The sequence below is a fragment of the Vreelandella venusta genome, assembly GCF_015689495.1.
In the GTDB taxonomy this organism is placed as follows: Bacteria; Pseudomonadota; Gammaproteobacteria; order Pseudomonadales; family Halomonadaceae; genus Vreelandella; species Vreelandella venusta.
This window is the reverse complement of the sequence record NZ_CP065135.1, coordinates 3567204-3585507: the sequence shown is the minus strand read 5'-3', so window position 1 is coordinate 3585507 and position 18304 is coordinate 3567204. Positions and strand designations below refer to the sequence as shown.

Below are 18304 nucleotides of genomic sequence, written 5' to 3'. Positions count from 1 at the left end.
GAAGTGAGCGTTTTTAAGTAGCATCGATAGGGAAGATAGCTTGATAACAATAAGGAAAAGCTCCCTATGTATGCAACAGCTTGTCTCTGCGCCCGCCGCTCGGCGGAGGGCGTATGATCGGTCATATTCTCGCAACGCTGTTACCGGTGTTCTTAATTGCTGGCTGTGGTGCGGTTTACGGGCGTTACCGAAACCCTGATATTCGCAGCCTTAACACGCTTAATATGGAGCTATTTGTTCCCCTGCTGGTATTTGCCGTGTTGGCTGATCGCCAAGCGCCGTTAGCAGAGTATGCGTGGCTTGCCACTGCGGCGGTGGCCGTGGTGCTGGGGTCTGGTGTTGTGCTTTGGCCGATCGCTAAATGGCTGTCTCTGGACACAAAAGTGTTCTTGCCACCGATGATGTTCAATAACTCTGGCAATATGGGAGTGCCGCTATTGGTGCTCGCCTTTGGGCCAGAAGCCCTACCGGCTGCAGTGGTCGTGTTTATTGTTGAAATGCTGCTGCATTTCTCAGTAGGTCTTTATATGTTGGACCCACGCACGTCACTTTGGCGACTATTGCGAATGCCCATTGTAGCGGCGAGCCTTGCAGGGCTAGTCATAAACGTGGGAGATGTACCGTTGCCGAGCTGGCTGCTAGAAGCAATGCATATGTTAGGGGGAATCTGTATTCCACTGATGCTCTTTGCATTAGGTGTTCGATTGCTGGAAATTGATTTTAATGACTGGCGAACGGGCTTGTTGGGCGCGCTCCTCTGCCCACTTTCTGGCTTAGTGATCGCACTACCACTCATGTGGTTATTACCATTGAATCCGCTACAGACAGCTGTGCTACTGGTATTTGCAGCACTGCCGCCAGCGGTATTGAATTACTTAGTGGCCGAGCAGTATAAACTGGCGCCGCAGAAGGTCGCTTCGTTGGTGCTCATCGGCAATTTAGGGAGCTTAATCGTAATGCCGCTGACGTTAGCAGCAGCGTTCGCCTGGATTCAAGCGCCGCTTTAACAGCGGCGTTAGTGGGCGACTGGTTAAGACCGGTGATGGTCGTCTTTAACTTCGTAACTACCTTCTATTGCATCGTGCTGGCTCGTGGAGGTGTCGCTGTAAGCATAACCGCCACCAACGTCTTGAGCGTTGTCAGCGCGCATCTGCTCCATGCGCTTTTTCATTTTATGGCGGACAAAGGGCATCATTGCCCAGCCAATGAGCAGGAAAAAAAGCCCGAGTACGACACCGACGATCATCAGCGCACCAAACGCTAGCCACGTCAATAACAGTTTAATGCTGCCCATTAGACCAGTTGGCTGGGTCTGAGCTGCCCGAGCACGCCACTGGTTAGCAGCTTGCCACGCGGCATTGCGTTGATCACGATTCATTTGCGGCATGAAAGCCTCCATCGTTCATATGCGTTTCATTGGAACACAGGCTGGGTATCAAGTTCCTGGTCTGGACTAACATTTCTTGATTGACGCCGCGAAGAAATTTTATACGCATATGTTAGTTTAAAGGCCATGCTGTTTAATGTTTAGTTATATATTTCAAAAAGCCTGCATTTATCAGTACATTATTACGCTGTTATACACAATGCTCATTTAACAGGATGGTTATATGGCAAATCATGGCGGTAAGTCGGTATTTGTCGCCTCTGCGGTGATTATATTCGGCTTGGTTGTTATTGGCGCTGCATTCCCAGAAGGCTTTGGTAATGCAGCCCAGGCGGCGCTCACCTCAATTACGGAATTGTTCGGCTGGTTCTATTTATTTTCAGTGTTTGGCTTTGTAGTTTTTCTGGTTGGCTTAGCATTGAGTAAGTATGGAAAAGTACGCCTTGGCCCTCAGGACAGTACGCCCAGCTACAGTTTTTTCTCGTGGATTAGCATGCTGCTGGCAGCTGGATTCGGCGTTGGGCTGGTGTTCTACGGTATGGCGGAACCAATGACGCACTATATCAATCCGCCTTATGGTGACGTGCCTGCTGAAACAGACGCTGCTGCGCGCTATGCAATCCAATACAGTTACTTTAACTGGGGTATCCATCAGTGGGCGGCGTTTTCTGTTGTGGGCTTGATTATTGCCTACTTTCAATTTCGCAAAGGGCAAGCAGGGCTGGTGTCTTCCGTGCTCTCTTCGGTGACCGCCAAACATCCCCGCGTTCGTCCTTACGCATCCTGGCTGGATGTTTTTGCCGTGGTCGCCACCGTTATGGGGGTTGCTACCTCGCTTGGCTTAGGTGTGCTGCAAATGAACGGTGGCCTTAATGCAGTATTTGGTTTGCCGGAAAATGGCTTTTGGCAGTTTATTATTCTATTTGTCATGTTCTGTGCTTACATGGCATCGACATGGTCAGGCTTGGATAAAGGTATTAAACGGTTATCGAACATAAACATGATTTTATGTATTGGCTTGATGCTGTATGTATTAATTACCGGCCCGACTATTGCAATTTTAGAGACTATTACCCTGGGGCTTGGCGATTACCTGCAAAACTTTATCGGCATGAGCCTACGTATTTCGCCCTATAGCGATAATCAATGGGCGAGTAGTTGGACCATATTTTACTGGGCATGGGTCATTGCCTGGTCGCCGTTTGTGGGCACCTTTGTAGCGCGTGTTTCCCGCGGCCGCACGATTAAAGAGTATGTCTTTGGTGTATTGTTTGTGCCGCCTCTATTAGCCTGTTTATGGATAGGTGTTTTTGGCGGTGCTGCACTTAATTTGGAAATGTCGAGCAGCGATGCAGGATTAGCTGCCGCCACTGAAGCCAATATTACTGTGGCGTTGTTCGAGATGTTTGAGCTGATGCCCTTTACCGGTGCATTATCGGTCGTCGCTATGTTGCTCATCTTTATTTTCCTGGTGACGTCTGCAGATTCTGCTTCCTACATCGTGGCGCAAATGACCGACAATGGCTCCATCAATCCGCCACTTTATAAGCGTATTATCTGGGGAGTATTGATCGCCGCCATCTGTTTAACACTGATTGTGGCGGGTGGGCTTTCTGGCCTGCAGTCAGCGGCGGTGCTTTCGGCATTACCGTTTACTTTTATTTTGTATATGATGGTTGTCGTGCTGGTTCGTGAGCTGCGTGCTGACCGCAAGGCGATGCTCACGCAGCTATATCGTCGCCACGGGGAAACGCCGGTTGGTGCTGATGCATTTGAAGCCGAACAGTTAGGCGAGGAAGAGCGCCTGCGCCGTGCTCCAAGTGTCGTCAATCGCCGCATTAATAGTTAAATTATTCGCTGATTTATGGGGAATGCACACATGGATAAAGCGTGCTGATGGCCCGGCAAGGACACCACGGTGCCACGCGAAAACAGCCCAAAAGGGAGGTTTTTGACCGCTGGCTAGATCGTCTTGTCACCGTTGCTGTTATCACGGCGATGGTGGTAGGAATCACGGCTGTGGTAGCGCACTGGTTGCTATGAATCGCAACGCTAAAGATGGCAAAAGCAACCATGATCAGTGTGTCGCGCTCGGCTATGCCGGGCGTTTGCTTTTCAAGGCCCCATCCGCGGTGAAGCCGCTGTTTTGAATAATCACCTGCCCTATGATCGTCATGAATTAGCTGTCGTTAATAGGGCAATGACGCTACTACACACTTTTTTGAGAGAGCCAGCATGCTGTCTGCTAACCCCGCCAAGGTTGCTCCCACCTACGCATCGCGACGTGAAATATTTGGTTGGGCAATGTTTGACTTTGCCAACCAGGCTTACACCTTGCTCATCATCACAGTCGTGTTTGGAGAACTGTTCACAACGGTAATCGTAGGTGATCGAGGCGATGGCTTTCGCCTAGCCAATTTCTTGTGGAGCCTCGCGCTAGCGTTGAGCTATCTCATGGTCGTATTAACTGCTCCACTCTGCGGTGCAGTGATGGATTATCGAGCAGAAAAAAAGCGCTTTCTATTTATCAGCTATCTCGCAACGGTGGCGACAACCGCCATGCTTTACTTTGTCGAGCCTGGTTACGTAGTCGCGGGACTGCTGTTAATTATACTTTCAAACTATGCTTACTCGATGGGCGAGTCGTTTATTGCCGCCTTTTTACCGGAGCTAGGCCCGCCTAATGCACTGGGTAAGATCTCTGGGTTTGGCTGGGCACTTGGCTATATTGGCGGCCTCTTTGCTGCTGGGTTTACGCTAGTGGTGCTAGGGGAGGCGACTGCCGATAACTTTGAGCGCATACGTTGGGTAGGTCCTTTTGCGGCTGGCTTTTTCTTAGTAGCGGCGCTTCCCACCTTCCTATGGATGAAAGAGCGCGGTGTGCCTCAACCCCATGCTGTTTCCTATCGCCGTATTGCGTTACAACGCGTTCGCTCAACATTTACTGAGCTGCGCTACTTTAAAGACTTAACGGTCTTTTTAGTGTCACTGTTATTCTCAATGGCAGGTGTCTATATCATTATTGCGTTTGCATTTATTTATGGCGCTCAGGTGATTGGTTGGGAAGAGAGCGTGCGCAATATTATGTTTATTATTGTGCAAATAACGGCAGCGGCAGGCGCGCTGGGATTTGGTTTTTTACAAGATAAATTGGGTGCCAAGCGCACATATCAAATGACACTAGCGCTGTGGGTCATTGCTATTGTATCGATATGGGCGACGCCAGAGCTGACTGGCTGGGTTAACAGCCATTACGCCGTGCAGTGGCAAGCACAGTACGTTTTTTTGGTGGTCGGTTGCTTGGCAGGTCTTAGTCTGGGGTCTAGCCAATCAGCTAGCCGAGCGTTGGTCGGCGTTTTTTCACCACTGGAGAAGTCTGCTGAGTTTTTTGGCTTCTGGGGGCTCGCTAATAAATTGGCTGGCGTGTTCGGCATTGTCATGCTGGGCATTTTGCAAACGTTAATTGGTTTGCAAGCGTCTATCCTATTATGTGTAGCGCTGTTTGTTATCGCGATGTTGATATGCGCTGGCGTGAATGAGCAGCGTGGACGTGAGGCTGCACTTGCCTGGAAAAGGAGCGCTTAGTTTGGAGGTGGCGTATGAAAACCCTCGCTATGCAACGAGGTGGTATCGTCACAATGCTACTCTTTTGGGTGCTGCTATTGGCTGCTGGCACATGGCTATTAGATGGTGGTTTCGCGAAGGTCATGACGCCGAATGCCCATGTGATGTACACCTCCGCCGATGATGGGCCTGTCAGTTTGACACGAAATCGTGCTGGTCATTTTGAAGCACCTGGGGAAATTAACGGAAAGCCGGTGACCTTTTTATTAGATACAGGAGCGACTTATGTTGCAGTACCGCGCAATTTAGCTAGCGAGTTGGGGCTAGAGCCGGGGCGCAGCGCTTGGTTTAATACCGCGAATGGTCGTGCAGAGGGCGCGCTAACAAAGCTAGATGAGGTTGTGTTGGGCAATATACGTATGAAGGGCGTGCAAGGGTCTATAAGCCCTGGTATGGAAAACGATACCGTACTGCTTGGCATGAGTTTTCTTAACTTATTGGTGATTGAAATACGCGCTGGGGAAATGGTGTTGAGCCTGCCTGCGGAGTAGATCTTGCTGAAGAGTCTGACCAACAAGTAATTGTCTGGTGAAAAAAGGCAGGCAGTGTTCAAACCTGCCTTTTTGGTAACCTAGCTGTTTAGGTTAGCGTACTGAGTGCTCAGTGGCTAAGTACACAAGCCGTATTAGTCGCTAGGCGGCGCTTTATAATGCCCAGGAATGGTCAGCTTCTCTCCATTCGGTAGATCACGCACTTGAGCGGGTACGTAAACGCGTTTAATAACACTTTTAGTTTTGCTGTTTCCCATAATGTCCTCCTTCTGTCAAATTGTCGACAGCTAGCAAAGCTACACTAGCGTTTGGCGGTGTGAGAATCAAGGTGACTAGCAGGCAAACCAGTACTCGGAATATGGGAAAGAGGTAAGAAGGCAGGCGTTTGAACGGTTTTGAGGTATCCTGGAAGATATTGCAACCTGCGGTTACATAGGGTGAGCGGGTGATTACACAAACTGCCTAAGCGGAGTGAATATAAAGGATGGTAGACCACTTGGAACAGCAATTTCAGGCGCTTGGGACTCAAGACGCCGCCACACTTGGCTATCCCGATCAAGATCACGTGCTGATTATTGAAGATGACCAGCGCTTGGCAGAGCTGACCCGCGACTACCTGGAGGCAAATGGCTTTCAAGTGACGCTAGAGGCAGATGGTGCAAAGGGCGTGGATCGTATTTTAACACTTCAGCCTGACTTGGTGATTTTGGACTTAATGTTGCCGGGCGAGGATGGTTTGGCTATTTGCCGTCGTGTTAGGCCTAACTTTGCTGGTCCTATTATGATGTTGACGGCCCGCACAGATGATCTTGACCAGGTACTGGGTTTGGAAATGGGGGCCGATGACTATGTGCCAAAGCCGGTTCAACCCCGTGTACTTCTTGCGCGTATGCGTGCACTACTGCGTCGTGCCGATGCACCAGCGCCGGGTGGTGAGATGCGCCTGCGCTTCGAAAATCTAGAGATAGATAACGCAACGCGTGAGGCCTGGCTTTCCGGTGAGCGTATAGATCTCACCAGCGCGGAGTTTGATCTGCTGTGGCTGTTGGCGAGCAACGCAGGGCGTGTATTAACCCGAGAAGAAATTTTTAATGAGCTGCGTGGCATTAAATACGATGGACAGGATCGTTCGATTGACGTGCGGGTTTCGCGTATTCGTCCCAAAGTAGGCGACGACCCTAACCAACCGCACCGAATCAAAACAGTGCGGAGCAAAGGCTACCTTTTCGTCAAAGACAGTTAACTAACAGAGGCTAACCGCATGCGGCGAGTGCTGGGCCACGGTTCTTTCTTAAGGTTTTATCTTCTGCTGGGGCTTGCACTGTGCGTGGTATTCTTTATTGCATTGGGCGGGCGCTCTTTTATTGAGCAGATTCGTCGCGAAGATTATCGTGAACAGCTTGCCGCATTGCCGATGTCATTAATGACGCAGCAGTTAGCATCAAGTCCGGTGGCGGGAAGAGAAAGCCTGCTTGCCCGCTTCTCGGAACAGCTGGGGATGCAGCTCTCACTTAAGCGTATTGAGAGTGTAGGGCTTAACTATTTTGAGCAAGCTCGCGTCGAGCGAGGCACGGTATTAGTTGCTGAAGATCCCTGGCGGTTACGGCAACGTATACCTAACGATGAGTGGCTGCTGGAGGCAACATTTGCCGCCTGGAGCGAGCGTCAGTGGCAGGGCAGCATGATACTACTCGGTGGGTGGCTTGCTAGTATGCCTCATGAGGCGAGGGCTGACGCCATCGCCTCGCTAGACGCGGGTAGTTGGCCACTTGTTTTGCTTTCCGCGCCGCCTTCTGACCTTACTCCAGAACAGCAGTTTCAACTCGCCCAGGGAGGCGTGTTGACTCGGCTGGTGTCGGATAAGCTCTCACTGATGCTGCTTTATCGGCTGCCGGATGATAATCAGTGGTTACAAGCGGGGCCTACCTCACGCGGTGATACGCTGCCAGCCAATTTGCATCTGCCTTTACTGGTGGGGTTAATGGTGGTGCTGAGCCTAATTATTTATTTAATTATGCGCAGCATAGAAGCGCGTATGGCGCGTTTGGAGCTTGCCGCGACTAGAATCGCCAGCGGGCGCTTAGAAACCCGGGTAAAGGTGGAAAGCGGAGACTTTTTAGGCCGTCTGGGCATGGCATTCAATGGGATGGCGAATCAAGTTCAGAGTTTGCTAAGAGGTCAGCAAGAAATGATTCGCGCGGTCTCTCATGAATTACGCACGCCGGTGGCTCGTATACGGTTTGCAGTGCAAATGGTCGAAGATATGACCGACCAACCAGCGATTCGTCGTCAGCTTCAGGGGATCGATGCTGATATTTCCGAGCTAGACGAATTGGTAGACGAAATTCTCACCTATGCCCGTTTGGGGGGAGAGTCGATCAATGGCGTTGAATTAGAGATGGCATTGGTTGAGTGCCGGGCAATGGCTGAGCGAGTCATCGACACGCTGTCACCGTTGCACCAAAGCTTATCGTTAACGCTGGATGGTAGTGCTGAAGTCGAGCTGTACGCCGAACCCCGCTATTTACAACGAGCGCTGCAGAACCTTGTCAGCAACGCCTGTCGCTATGGCAAGTCGCAAGTAGTGATTCGCCTATGGGATGAGCCTCACCTTGTACGGATTGATATTGAGGATGATGGGCCTGGCATACCACCCGAGGCACGTAGCGATATCTTCAAGCCGTTTGCCAGGCTTGATGACAGTCGTGCCCGTAGCTCTGGAGGCTACGGGCTTGGCTTATCTATAGTGCAAAAAATTATGGCAGGCCATGGCGGTAGCGTCACTGTGGATACCAGCCCTACACTGGGCGGTGCGCGCTTTACGCTGCTGATTCCTCGTCGCGAGTTGCCGGTTTAATCCCTGATAGCACCGCAAATGACGTCTCTTTAGCGGTGCGCAAAAAATCCTGCATCCAAGGCGCTTCTCTATTTTCTTCCCGAATGGCTGCATAAAGCGTGCTCCAAATACCATTCTCACCCAGTTTTACGGCGCTAACGTAATCCCGCTCTAAATACTCAGTGAGTGCCCAGTTGGGTAACGCGCAGACGCCTCTACCGCTGGCAACAAGCTGCATCATCATAATGGTGAGCTCTGCGGTGCGGATTTCCTGTGGTCGCACATTGGCGGGAGATAAAAACTGGGTAAACACGTCCAGCCGAGAGTGCTCGACCGGATAGGTGATCAGTGTCTCCTCGGCTAACGCTTGTGGTTCGATAAACGGACGGCCAGCAAAAGCATGCTGTCGAGCAACCGCCAGCAGTCCCTCATAACGAAATAGTGGCGCGTAGTGAACCCCTTCCAGTGGCTGGGGATCGGCGGTAATCACCAAGTCTAACTGCTCTCTAGCAAGGGCAGGCAATGGGTCAAAGTGGTGGCCACTGGGAATATCGATCTCCACCTCTGGCCAATGGTCGCGAAAATAATCCACCGTTGGCATCAGCCACTGAAAACAGCTGTGACACTCGATAGCCATGTGTAATCGCCCCTGCTCGGTACCTGCCAAGCGAGCAAGGTCGCGTTCAGCTTTACGCACCTCGGGCAATATCTCATCCGCTAGGGCTAAAAGGCGAAGCCCCGCTCTTGTGAATTCTACGGGGCGCGTTTTACGTACAAACAGCGCACTGTCAACGCGACCTTCCAAGTCTTTTAGCTGATGAGAAAGCGCCGACTGTGTTAGGTGAACCCGATCAGCAGCCTCCACTAGAGAGCCGGTTTCCCGGAGGGCGAGCAGCGTGCGCAGGTGACGTAATTCAATCATTGTGAGTATTTTTCATGTTTGCTATTAAAAACTTTAGTTTGATTCATTTTTGTGGGGTGAGCAGACTGTGCGAAATCATTCACGTTGGAAGGTTTCATCATGACAGTTTCTCATATTCTCGGCTATCCCCGAATTGGCGCTCAGCGCGAACTTAAAAAAGCCACCGAAGCCTACTGGAAAGGAGATATATCGCGGGAAGACCTGGAAGCAACAGGGCAAGCGCTTAGACTTTCGCATTGGCAGATCCAGCAAAACGCTGGCCTCGATTTTATCAGTGTTGGCGATTTTGCATTTTACGACCAAGTACTGAATGTTTCCGTCATGCTGGGAGCAGTGCCCGCACGCTTCAATGCTCAGCATGAAGTTAGCGCAGGCAATGTCGATTTGGATACTGTGTTTCGCATGGCTCGTGGCCGTGCCCCTAGCGGCACGCCCGCAGCTGCTTGCGAAATGACCAAGTACTTTGATACCAACTACCACTACTTAGTACCTGAACTGCATAAGGGACAGTCGTTTACGCTAGCGTCTGAGCGCTTATTTAATGAAGTAGATGAAGCCTTACAGGCAGGCTTTACGCCTAAAGTAACGCTAACCGGCCCGCTTACTTGGCTATGGTTGGGTAAAACCAAAGGTAGCGATTTTGACCGGCTGAGCCTGCTGGACAGCGTACTGGATGTGTATAGCGAGATTCTGGCACGCTTAGCCACTCAAGGTATCGAGTGGGTGCAGCTTGATGAACCTGCCTTGGTACAAGACCTGCCGTTGGCATGGCAGCAAGCGTATGAGCGCGCCTATCATCGTCTGCAATCGGCGCCGCTGAAGCTACTCGTTGCCAGTTACTTTGGTGCGCTGGGTGATAATCTTTCGCTAGCCACTCGCCTGCCAGTAGCTGGCTTGCATATTGATGCTGTGCGTGCGCCGGGCCAGGTAGAGAGCGTGATTGATCGACTAGGCCCTCATCAAGTGCTCTCAATTGGCTTAGTTGATGGCCGCAATATTTGGCGTGCTGATTTGGCTGCCCTACGTGAGCGTTTGCTGCCTTTAAAAGTGCGTTTAGGCCAGCGGCTATGGCTGGCGCCCAGCTGCTCATTGCTACACGTACCGGTAGACTTGTCCCAAGAAACCGAGCTGGATAGCGAGCTGGTCGGCTGGCTAGCATTTGCACGCCAAAAGCTAGATGAGGTGGTGACCCTTACTCGGCTCATTGATAACCGCACAACGCCTGTTGATGAACAGCGGGTGAGCGAGGCAACCCATGCTTTGGATCAGCGTCGTGAGTCAACGCGAATTCATCAGCCTGCTGTTAGCTCACGTCTAGCTGCAATAACGGCTCAAGATAGCCAACGTCAGTCGCCTTATGCTGCCCGCGCAGCGGCACAGCGCAGAGCACTTGCATTGCCGCTGTTTGCCACCACCACCATTGGTTCTTTTCCGCAAACGGGTGAGATACGCGCTGCCCGTCGAGCATTTAAAGCCGGTGAACTGAGCCAAACGGATTATGAAGGCCGTATGCGGGAAGAAATTGCTTTCGTCGTAGAGCGCCAGGAAGCACTAGGACTGGATGTGCCTGTCCATGGTGAGGCTGAACGTAATGACATGGTGGAGTACTTTGGTGAACAGTTAGAGGGGTTTGCCTTTACGCGCTTTGGCTGGGTACAAAGTTATGGCTCCCGTTGCGTGAAACCACCGATTATTTTTGGTGATGTCACCCGACTGGTGCCAATGACGGTGAAGTGGAGCGAATATGCCCAATCGCTTACTGATAAGCCCATGAAAGGCATGTTGACAGGGCCCGTGACGATTTTGCAATGGTCGTTTGTGCGTGATGACCAACCTCGCGCAACCACCTGTCGCCAGATCGCCCTAGCGCTGCGTGACGAAGTGCTGGATTTGGAAAAAGCCGGTATTCAAATTATTCAAATTGACGAGCCTGCGTTACGTGAAGGTTTACCGCTGCGCCAGCACGAGTGGCAAGACTATTTAGATTGGGCGGTAGAAAGCTTCCAGCTAAGCGCTGCTGGCGTTAAGGATAGCACCCAAATTCATACCCATATGTGCTATTCGGAATTTAACGACATCATTGGTGCCATTGCTGCACTAGACGCGGATGTGATTACTATTGAAACGTCTCGCTCCGATATGGAGCTGCTGGACGCTTTCCAGGATTTTGCATACCCGAACGAAATTGGGCCAGGGGTTTATGATATCCACACGCCCAATATTCCGGATGTTGCCTGGATGGTGGCGTTGATGGAAAAAGCGCTAGAGAAAATCCCTGCCGATCGGCTGTGGGTGAATCCTGATTGTGGTCTGAAAACTCGTGGCTGGGCAGAAGTAGAGCCTGCATTGGCGAATATGGTGGAAGCGGCGAATCAACTGCGTCAGCGTTATGGGTAATTAGCTGATTATCCACTAGACAAGTAAGTAAGGGTGATAAAAGTTAATTCTGAACATAGGTGCTTATAAATATAGGCACTTCTGAACATAGGTACTTATAAATATAGGCACTTCTGAACATAGGTACTTATAAATATAGGTACTTCTAAACACAGGTACTTGTCATTTAAGCCCCGCTGCAACAGACAGCGGGGCTTATTGTTTTTCTAGCGGTGGTAGCTAGCTTTTTGAAGCGTAGGCATAGAGCAGTGTTTCCTGGGCACTGATCGGGTCGCCATTGCCAGGGCTCTGCAGTTGATAGCTACCGTCGCTTTGTAGAAGCCAGCTTTGACAGTTATCGACCAGGTAGGTCTCCAAATCTTTACGTACTCGGGTGGCAAGCTTTTTATCCAATAGCGGGAAGCAGGTTTCTACGCGATGGAACATATTGCGTGACATAAAATCAGCGCTTGAACACCATGTCTCTGGCTTGCCGTCATTGTGGAAGTGGAAAACACGAGTATGTTCTAAAAAACGCCCAATAATCGACCGAACGCGGATATTCTCTGAAACACCCTCGATACCAGGTTTCAAACAGCACATGCCACGAATGATCAGGTCGCACTCTACGCCTGCTTGCGAGGCGCGATAAAGCGCTTTGATAAGCTTGGGCTCTGTTAGCGAATTGCACTTAATAATGATATGGCCACGCTTACCTTTTAGCGCTACCTGCGCTTCACGATCAATCATTTCGACTAGGCGCTCGTGAAGCGTAAAGGGGGCGTGAAGTAGGGTGTCGATCTTGCGCGCGCGGCCCATGCCAGAAAGCTGCTGAAACACTTTGTGCACGTCCGCGCATAGCGCAGTATTGGCAGTCAGCAGGCTATAATCGGTATATAGCTTGGCGGTTTTAGAGTGGTAGTTGCCAGTGCCTAAATGTGCGTAGTGGCGCAACTCGCCCTTCTCGCGTCGCACGATATGCAGCATCTTGGCGTGGGTTTTATAGGCCATGATGCCGTAAATCACGATGGCGCCGGCTTCCTGCAGGCGTGATGCTAACTGAAGATTGTCGGCCTCATCAAAGCGCGCCCGTAGCTCGATAACAACGGTGACTTCTTTGCCTTGGCTGGCGGCATCGACCAGAGCACTCACTATCGTAGAGTCTGCACCGGTGCGGTACAGCGTCTGCTTGATTGCCAGTACGTCTGGATCGCGGGCGGCCTCGCGCAGTAGGTCTTCGATAGGTGAAAAGGACTGGAACGGGTGGTGAAGCAGAATATCGCTTTTGGCAATAGCGCTGAACAGGCTACCGCCTTTTAATACTTTTGGCACGCTAGGTGAATAGGGCCGATAGAGCAGCTCTGGTCGGTCAACGTCGCCGAGAACCGCCATCATACGGGTCAAGTTTACCGGCCCTTGAACACGGTATAAGTCGCTGCTTTCTAGCTCAAACTGGCGCAGTAAGAAACTGGTCAAGTCATCAGGACAGTTATCAGCGACTTCAAGGCGCACACCGCTGCCATAACGGCGGGCTAATAGCTCGCCGCGTAGCGCTGAGGCCAAATCTGAGACCTCTTCAGGATCGACGGTCATATCGGCATTACGGGTCAGCCGGAACTGATAACAACCACGCACACGCATGCCGGGGAAGAGTTCCTCTGCATGTGCGTGAATCATTGACGATAAGAAAATATATTCGGAGAAGCCTTCTGCACATAGCGCTTTAGGCAGCGCCATTAAGCGAGGCAATGAGCGGGGAGCGGGCAGTATTGCCATACCACCAGCCCGACCAAAGGCGTCTTTTCCCTCGAGTTCCACAATGAAATTTAGGCTTTTATTAACTAAACGCGGGAACGGATGGGAGGGGTCTAAGCCAATGGGGCTGATGACCGGCATGATCTCGTTATCAAAAAAATCTTTAACCCAGGCTTTTTGCTCGTCGGTCCACTGATCGCGCCGACGAAAGCGTAGCCCCTGAGCTTCCAGCGCGGGCAGTAGCGTCTCATTCAATATTTGATATTGGCGAGCAATTTGCTGATGCGCGATATCCGAAATTTCTGCCAGCACCGCCTTGGGTAAGCGGCCGTCGGCGGCGGTAGTGTCGTCGCCTAATGCCATTTGGTGTTTAAGCCCGGCGACTCTTATCTCAAAAAACTCATCCATGTTGGATGAAAAGATCAGCAGAAACATCAGCCGGTTAAGTAGCGGATGCGCATCGTCCAAGGCTTGTTCAAGCACTCGGATATTGAACTGCAGATGAGAAAGCTCGCGATTGAAGTAGAGCTGCGGGTCGTCAAGATCCGCCTCCAAATGAGACTCTTTCGCGTGAACTCCGGTGGGGGTACGATTGATGCGTAATGGCAAAGCCTCTCCCTCGCCAGTTACCGTTTCGTGTGTAGCGTTTGTTGACTCGCTAGAGAATGCTGGCGTGGAATCTGCTGATTGATCGTCCATGGTTGCCCCCAGTAGTGGTTCATACTCATCATAGCGTGATTACGACTGTTGGGAGCAGTATGCCGGGGAAAGATGACAAACAAGTGTCACTGGTTTGTCATCTTTAAGGACTGACCTATTAAACTAGCGCTGTAACAAGCGTGCTGCTTCTAACGCGAAATAGCTTAAAATTCCATCGGCACCTGCGCGCTTGAAGCACATTAGTGACTCAAGAATCACCGGTTCGGCCTCAAGCCAACCGTTATCGAATGCGGCGCGATGCATAGCGTATTCACCGCTAACTTGATAAGCGAATGTCGGTACTTGGAGTTCGCTTTTTACACGGCGTACGATATCCAAGTAAGGCATGCCGGGTTTCACCATCACCATATCGGCGCCTTCGGCGATATCCATAGCCACTTCATGCAGCGCTTCATCGCTATTGGCGGGGTCCATCTGATAGGTGCGTTTATCTGCTTTGCCAAGATTGGCGGCAGACCCGACCGCATCACGGAAGGGACCGTAATACTTAGAGGCGTACTTAGCGCTATACGCCATAATGCGCACATTATGCAGGTGTTCCTGTTCTAACACTTGGCGGATGGCGCCGATGCGACCATCCATCATATCGGAAGGTGCTACGACATCGGCGCCTGCTTCGGCGTGGGAGAGCGCTTGTTTGAGTAGCGTATCTACTGTGCGGTCATTCTGCACATAGCCATGCTCATCAAGAATGCCGTCCTGACCATGACTCGTATAGGGGTCAAGGGCGACATCGGTAATAATGCCAAGTTCGGGTAGCGCTTCTTTTAGCGCCCGTACACTACGCTGGACAAGACCGTTAGCGTTGTAAGCCTCTTCCGCCAACTCGCTTTTTTGCTCAGTATCGATAACTGGGAAGAGCGCCAGGGCGGGAATACCCAGCGCGTAGGCCTCGCGTGCCTGCTCAATCAGCAGGTCGATGGAAAGGCGTTCAACACCGGGCATTGAGGCAATCGCTTCGCGTTGATTTTCGCCTTCCAGTACAAAAACCGGCAAAATTAAATCGCTGGGTGTTAGCGTTGACTCCTGCATCAAGCGACGGGAGAAATCGTCGCGACGCATACGGCGAAGTCGAGTAGCAGGGAAATGGCGGGGAGCAGAGGTGTTCAACGGCTTTCTCCAAACAATCGCATAGTCAATCGAATAGTGGATGCCTTAAAAGGCCTTACGTGAGTATATCAGTCCTGCACTGCAGCGAAAGCGGGCTTGTGATAGCTGGCTTGTAGTGGCTTTATAGACTGACTAAAGTGAGTCACTCAGCGACGCTAAGTGGCGACGATTTAACAGCGATAATAAGCGCTACAACAAGGAGATAAGCATGACCAAACAGGTAGCAATCGTATTAGCAGGCTGCGGCGTTTTTGATGGTTCAGAAATCTATGAAACAACGCTAACGCTGCTGCGCCTTGATCAGTTAGGGATTGGCTATCGCTGCTTTGCGCCGGATGTCGCTCAGCACCACGTGATTAACCACTTAACTCAAGAGCCTGTCGAGGGCGAGCAGCGCAATGTGTTACAGGAGTCGGCCCGCCTTGCCCGTGGTGATATTAGCCCGATTACGGAGCTAGATGCTGACGACTTTGATGCGGTTATTGTTCCTGGTGGCTTTGGTGTCGCTAAAAACCTGTCTGATTTTGCCGACAAGAGCGACAGTATGCAGGTACTTGAGAGCGTCAAAGAGGCGCTAGTAGGCTTTAAAGAAGAGGCAAAACCCATTGGCCTGATGTGTATTGCTCCTGTTTTGGTCCCGCGCCTACTTGGCGAAGGGGTGGCCGTGACGATTGGTCATGATCCCGGTGTTTCTGGTGCCATTAGTGCGATGGGTGGCCTGCACCGCAGCTGTGGCGTAGAAGATATTGTGGTGGATCATGAGCACCGGGTGGTAACCACGCCTGCTTATATGCTGGCGACCCGTATCAGTGAGGCCGCCACAGGTATCTTTAAGTTGGTCGACCGCATTGATGAAATGATGGGCTAATATTTTCTCGGTAATCGGCTATTCGTATTAAAGGCAAACAGCCTCTCGTATGAAGAGCAAAAAGCCTCTGCCATGTTTCAATGGCAGAGGCTTTTTTTAAGCTGTGCAGCGCCGTTAACAGTGCTTTTAGGTCTCTTGTTCCTCAGCGTCATCCGCCTTGGCCTTACGGCGTACCAATCGGCCAAACAGTAGGCCCACCTCATAAAGTAGATACATCGGTATCGCTAACAGGCTTTGAGAAATAACGTCGGGAGGAGTAAGCAGCATGCCCACCACAAAGCAGCCTAAAATAACGTAGGGGCGCTTTTTAGAAAGGCTTTCGACCGTGGTTGCGCCAGACAGTATCAGCAGAAATGTTGCGATGGGGATTTCAAACGCAACACCAAAGGCGAAAAACAGTTTAAGTACAAAGTTCAAATACTGATTAATGTCGGTCATTACCGCCACATTTTCCGGCCCGGTTTGGGTGAAAAACTCAAATAGCAGCGGAAAGACCACGTAATAAGCAAAGGCCGCTCCAGCGTAAAATAGCGCTATGCTGGAGACCAGAATCGGGATCGCCAGCGCTTTTTCGTTATCGTAAAGTCCAGGTGCTACAAACGCCCATGCCTGGTGCAGTACGAAGGGGATAGCGATAAAGACAGCGACTACCAGGGTTAGTTTAAAGGGGGCTAAGAAGGGCGAGGCCACCTCGGTGGCGATCATCTGTGAACCTTCTGGCAACAGGGCCATTAATGGTTCGGCTACAAAGCTGTAGATGTCATTAGCAAAGGCATAAAGGCCAAGAAACACGACTAATACCACTACGACTGCTTTCATAAGCCGCGAGCGTAACTCGATCAGGTGCTCAATAAGAGGCGCTTGGCTTTGGTCTTTATGTGGCTCCTGGGAATCGCCAGACATGCTCATTGGTGATTACTATCCTTTGTAAGATCCGCCTTTGTAAGATCCGCCTTTTGAATAGCGGCATCATGCTCCACATCCGCCTGCTCAGCATTAGCCTTGCTAGGTTCATGCTTGCCGCTAGGGTTCACCGCGCGCAGTTCATCGGTAGCAGGTTGATGAGGCGTTGGGGAAGAGGCTGCTGGCGTGTCTTCGCGTACCGTTTGCAGGGCGTCGTCTAACCGAGCACTCGCGTTGGCAACCCGCTGCTCGGTGTCATTTTGGGTCGCTTGTGTCGATGAGCTTGAAGAGCTGGAAGAAGAGGGTGCGTCGGCAATGTTCTCAACATCCTGCTTGGCTTTTTTGAGACTGTCATCGAGCTTTTTCTGCTGCTCGTTGAGCTTTTGACGCAGTTCCTCTGCTTCCAACTGAGCGCTGATTTCGCGCTGCATACCGGATACCGTACGCTTGATTTTGCCAATCCACATACCTGTTGTGCGAGCGGCTCTAGGCAGGCGCTCTGGGCCAAGCACCAGAAGCCCGACGATACCAATCAGCATCAGTTCAAGAAAGCCGATATCCAGCATGGGTTATTTGCGCTCTTCGTTACGTTCTGTGGGGCGTTCTTCGGCGGCACGCTTCTCTTCTGCTTGAACATCGTAGGTGTTGCCAGTCTCTTCGTGGCTGACTTTCGCCTGAGATTGGTCAGCATCTTTTTTGTCGCCGTCTTTCTCTTCTTCGTTAATGGCCTTTTTAAAGCCTTTGACTGCACCGCCTAAATCGGTGCCCACATTACGCAGTTTCTTGGTGCCGAAAATTAGGATGATAATGCCTAGAACAATCAGCAACTGCCAAATACTGATACCACCTAACATATGCATTTCCTCATCAGTGCAGGTTAACGTTGTGTGCGGGACGCTTTTTCTTCATGACCCGAAATACCAAACCGCTGTGCTAGCTCATCTAAAACGCGCTGATGATCCAGTTCAAGGTGCGACAGCATCACTAAGCTATGAAACCACAGGTCGGCGGTTTCAGCGATCACCGCTTGATGCGCCTGTTCACCGCCGTGCTCAGCATCTTTAGCAGCCAAAATTGTTTCGGTCGCCTCTTCGCCGACTTTTTCGAGTATCTTGTTCAAACCCTTATGATGCAAGGAGGCAACATAAGAATCTTCTGCACAAGCGTGTCGACGCTGCTTTAAGACCTCTGCGAGTGCATCTAGCACTTGCGTCGTCTGGGTAGAATCAGTCATAGGCATCCTTTTATCAATCATCACCGCGCGGTCACCAAAGGTCAGTGCTTTCGCCAAAAGCGACACTGAGGCGCTTTA

At 51.1% G+C, this 18304-nt stretch carries 17 protein-coding genes; 8 read left to right on the top strand and 9 right to left on the bottom strand.

Annotated features, from left to right (window positions below):
- Nucleotides 1-113: 113 nt before the first annotated feature.
- Entirely contained in the window at nt 114-1007 is an 894-nt protein-coding gene (locus IR195_RS16720; RefSeq protein WP_206048103.1) for an AEC family transporter, read from the top strand.
- Nucleotides 1008-1030: 23 nt separating this feature from the next.
- Here IR195_RS16720 and IR195_RS16715 read toward each other — a convergent pair whose 3' ends face one another.
- Nucleotides 1031-1387, bottom strand: a complete 357-nt coding sequence (locus IR195_RS16715; RefSeq protein ID WP_089039809.1) for an FxsA family protein — start codon at nt 1385-1387, stop codon at nt 1031-1033.
- 223 nt (nt 1388-1610) lie between these two features.
- Between IR195_RS16715 and IR195_RS16710 the strand changes: the two genes are divergently transcribed.
- From IR195_RS16710 to IR195_RS16700, 3 genes are all read left to right on the top strand, one after another.
- A complete protein-coding gene (locus IR195_RS16710) occupies nt 1611-3236 on the top strand; it encodes a BCCT family transporter (protein WP_125751448.1) in 1626 nt (541 codons plus the stop codon).
- 386 nt (nt 3237-3622) lie between these two features.
- Nucleotides 3623-4972 (top strand): MFS transporter, encoded by a 1350-nt coding sequence (locus IR195_RS16705; RefSeq protein WP_125751445.1) that lies wholly within the window; start codon nt 3623-3625, stop codon nt 4970-4972.
- Nucleotides 4973-4986: 14 nt separating this feature from the next.
- Complete coding sequence (locus IR195_RS16700; protein ID WP_125751441.1) at nt 4987-5502, top strand: retropepsin-like aspartic protease family protein; 516 nt, start codon at nt 4987-4989, stop codon at nt 5500-5502.
- A gap of 134 nt (nt 5503-5636) precedes the next feature.
- Here IR195_RS16700 and IR195_RS20560 read toward each other — a convergent pair whose 3' ends face one another.
- Entirely contained in the window at nt 5637-5759 is a 123-nt protein-coding gene (locus IR195_RS20560; protein WP_268764549.1) for a hypothetical protein, read from the bottom strand.
- A gap of 227 nt (nt 5760-5986) precedes the next feature.
- Between IR195_RS20560 and IR195_RS16695 the strand changes: the two genes are divergently transcribed.
- Nucleotides 5987-6745 carry a winged helix-turn-helix domain-containing protein gene (locus tag IR195_RS16695; protein WP_125751438.1) on the top strand — a complete coding sequence of 253 codons (759 nt, stop codon included), beginning with the start codon at nt 5987-5989 and terminating at the stop codon, nt 6743-6745.
- Nucleotides 6746-6763: 18 nt separating this feature from the next.
- Complete coding sequence (locus IR195_RS16690) at nt 6764-8359, top strand: ATP-binding protein (protein WP_125751435.1); 1596 nt, start codon at nt 6764-6766, stop codon at nt 8357-8359.
- Here the strand turns inward: IR195_RS16690 and IR195_RS16685 are convergent.
- Nucleotides 8322-9260: a LysR family transcriptional regulator gene (locus tag IR195_RS16685; protein ID WP_125751431.1), complete on the bottom strand. Its 939-nt coding sequence runs from the start codon at nt 9258-9260 to the stop codon at nt 8322-8324. The genes IR195_RS16690 and IR195_RS16685 overlap by 38 nt on opposite strands.
- A 99-nt stretch (nt 9261-9359) precedes the next feature.
- Between IR195_RS16685 and metE the strand changes: the two genes are divergently transcribed.
- Nucleotides 9360-11657, top strand: a complete 2298-nt coding sequence (metE, locus tag IR195_RS16680; protein ID WP_206048102.1) for a 5-methyltetrahydropteroyltriglutamate--homocysteine S-methyltransferase — start codon at nt 9360-9362, stop codon at nt 11655-11657.
- 219 nt (nt 11658-11876) lie between these two features.
- Here metE and ppk1 read toward each other — a convergent pair whose 3' ends face one another.
- Nucleotides 11877-14090: a polyphosphate kinase 1 gene (ppk1, locus tag IR195_RS16675; protein WP_146944832.1), complete on the bottom strand. Its 2214-nt coding sequence runs from the start codon at nt 14088-14090 to the stop codon at nt 11877-11879.
- Nucleotides 14091-14213: 123 nt separating this feature from the next.
- Nucleotides 14214-15221, bottom strand: coding sequence for a porphobilinogen synthase (gene hemB, locus IR195_RS16670; protein WP_125751422.1), 1008 nt, complete (start codon nt 15219-15221; stop codon nt 14214-14216).
- Between the two features lie 208 nt (nt 15222-15429).
- Between hemB and elbB the strand changes: the two genes are divergently transcribed.
- Nucleotides 15430-16089, top strand: coding sequence for an isoprenoid biosynthesis glyoxalase ElbB (gene elbB / locus IR195_RS16665; RefSeq protein WP_125751419.1), 660 nt, complete (start codon nt 15430-15432; stop codon nt 16087-16089).
- Between the two features lie 126 nt (nt 16090-16215).
- Here the strand turns inward: elbB and tatC are convergent, their stop codons facing one another.
- From tatC to IR195_RS16645, 4 genes are read right to left on the bottom strand one after another with little or no spacing between them, the layout of a single operon-like run.
- Complete coding sequence (gene tatC / locus IR195_RS16660; protein ID WP_125751416.1) at nt 16216-16998, bottom strand: twin-arginine translocase subunit TatC; 783 nt, start codon at nt 16996-16998, stop codon at nt 16216-16218.
- Nucleotides 16995-17558, bottom strand: a complete 564-nt coding sequence (gene tatB, locus IR195_RS16655) for a Sec-independent protein translocase protein TatB (RefSeq protein WP_206048101.1) — start codon at nt 17556-17558, stop codon at nt 16995-16997. The genes tatC and tatB overlap by 4 nt, the downstream gene beginning before the upstream one ends.
- Nucleotides 17559-17561: 3 nt before the next feature.
- Nucleotides 17562-17846, bottom strand: a complete 285-nt coding sequence (tatA, locus tag IR195_RS16650; RefSeq protein ID WP_125751410.1) for a Sec-independent protein translocase subunit TatA — start codon at nt 17844-17846, stop codon at nt 17562-17564.
- Between the two features lie 23 nt (nt 17847-17869).
- Nucleotides 17870-18226, bottom strand: a complete 357-nt coding sequence (locus IR195_RS16645) for a phosphoribosyl-ATP diphosphatase (RefSeq protein ID WP_146944836.1) — start codon at nt 18224-18226, stop codon at nt 17870-17872.
- Nucleotides 18227-18304: the final 78 nt, after the last annotated feature.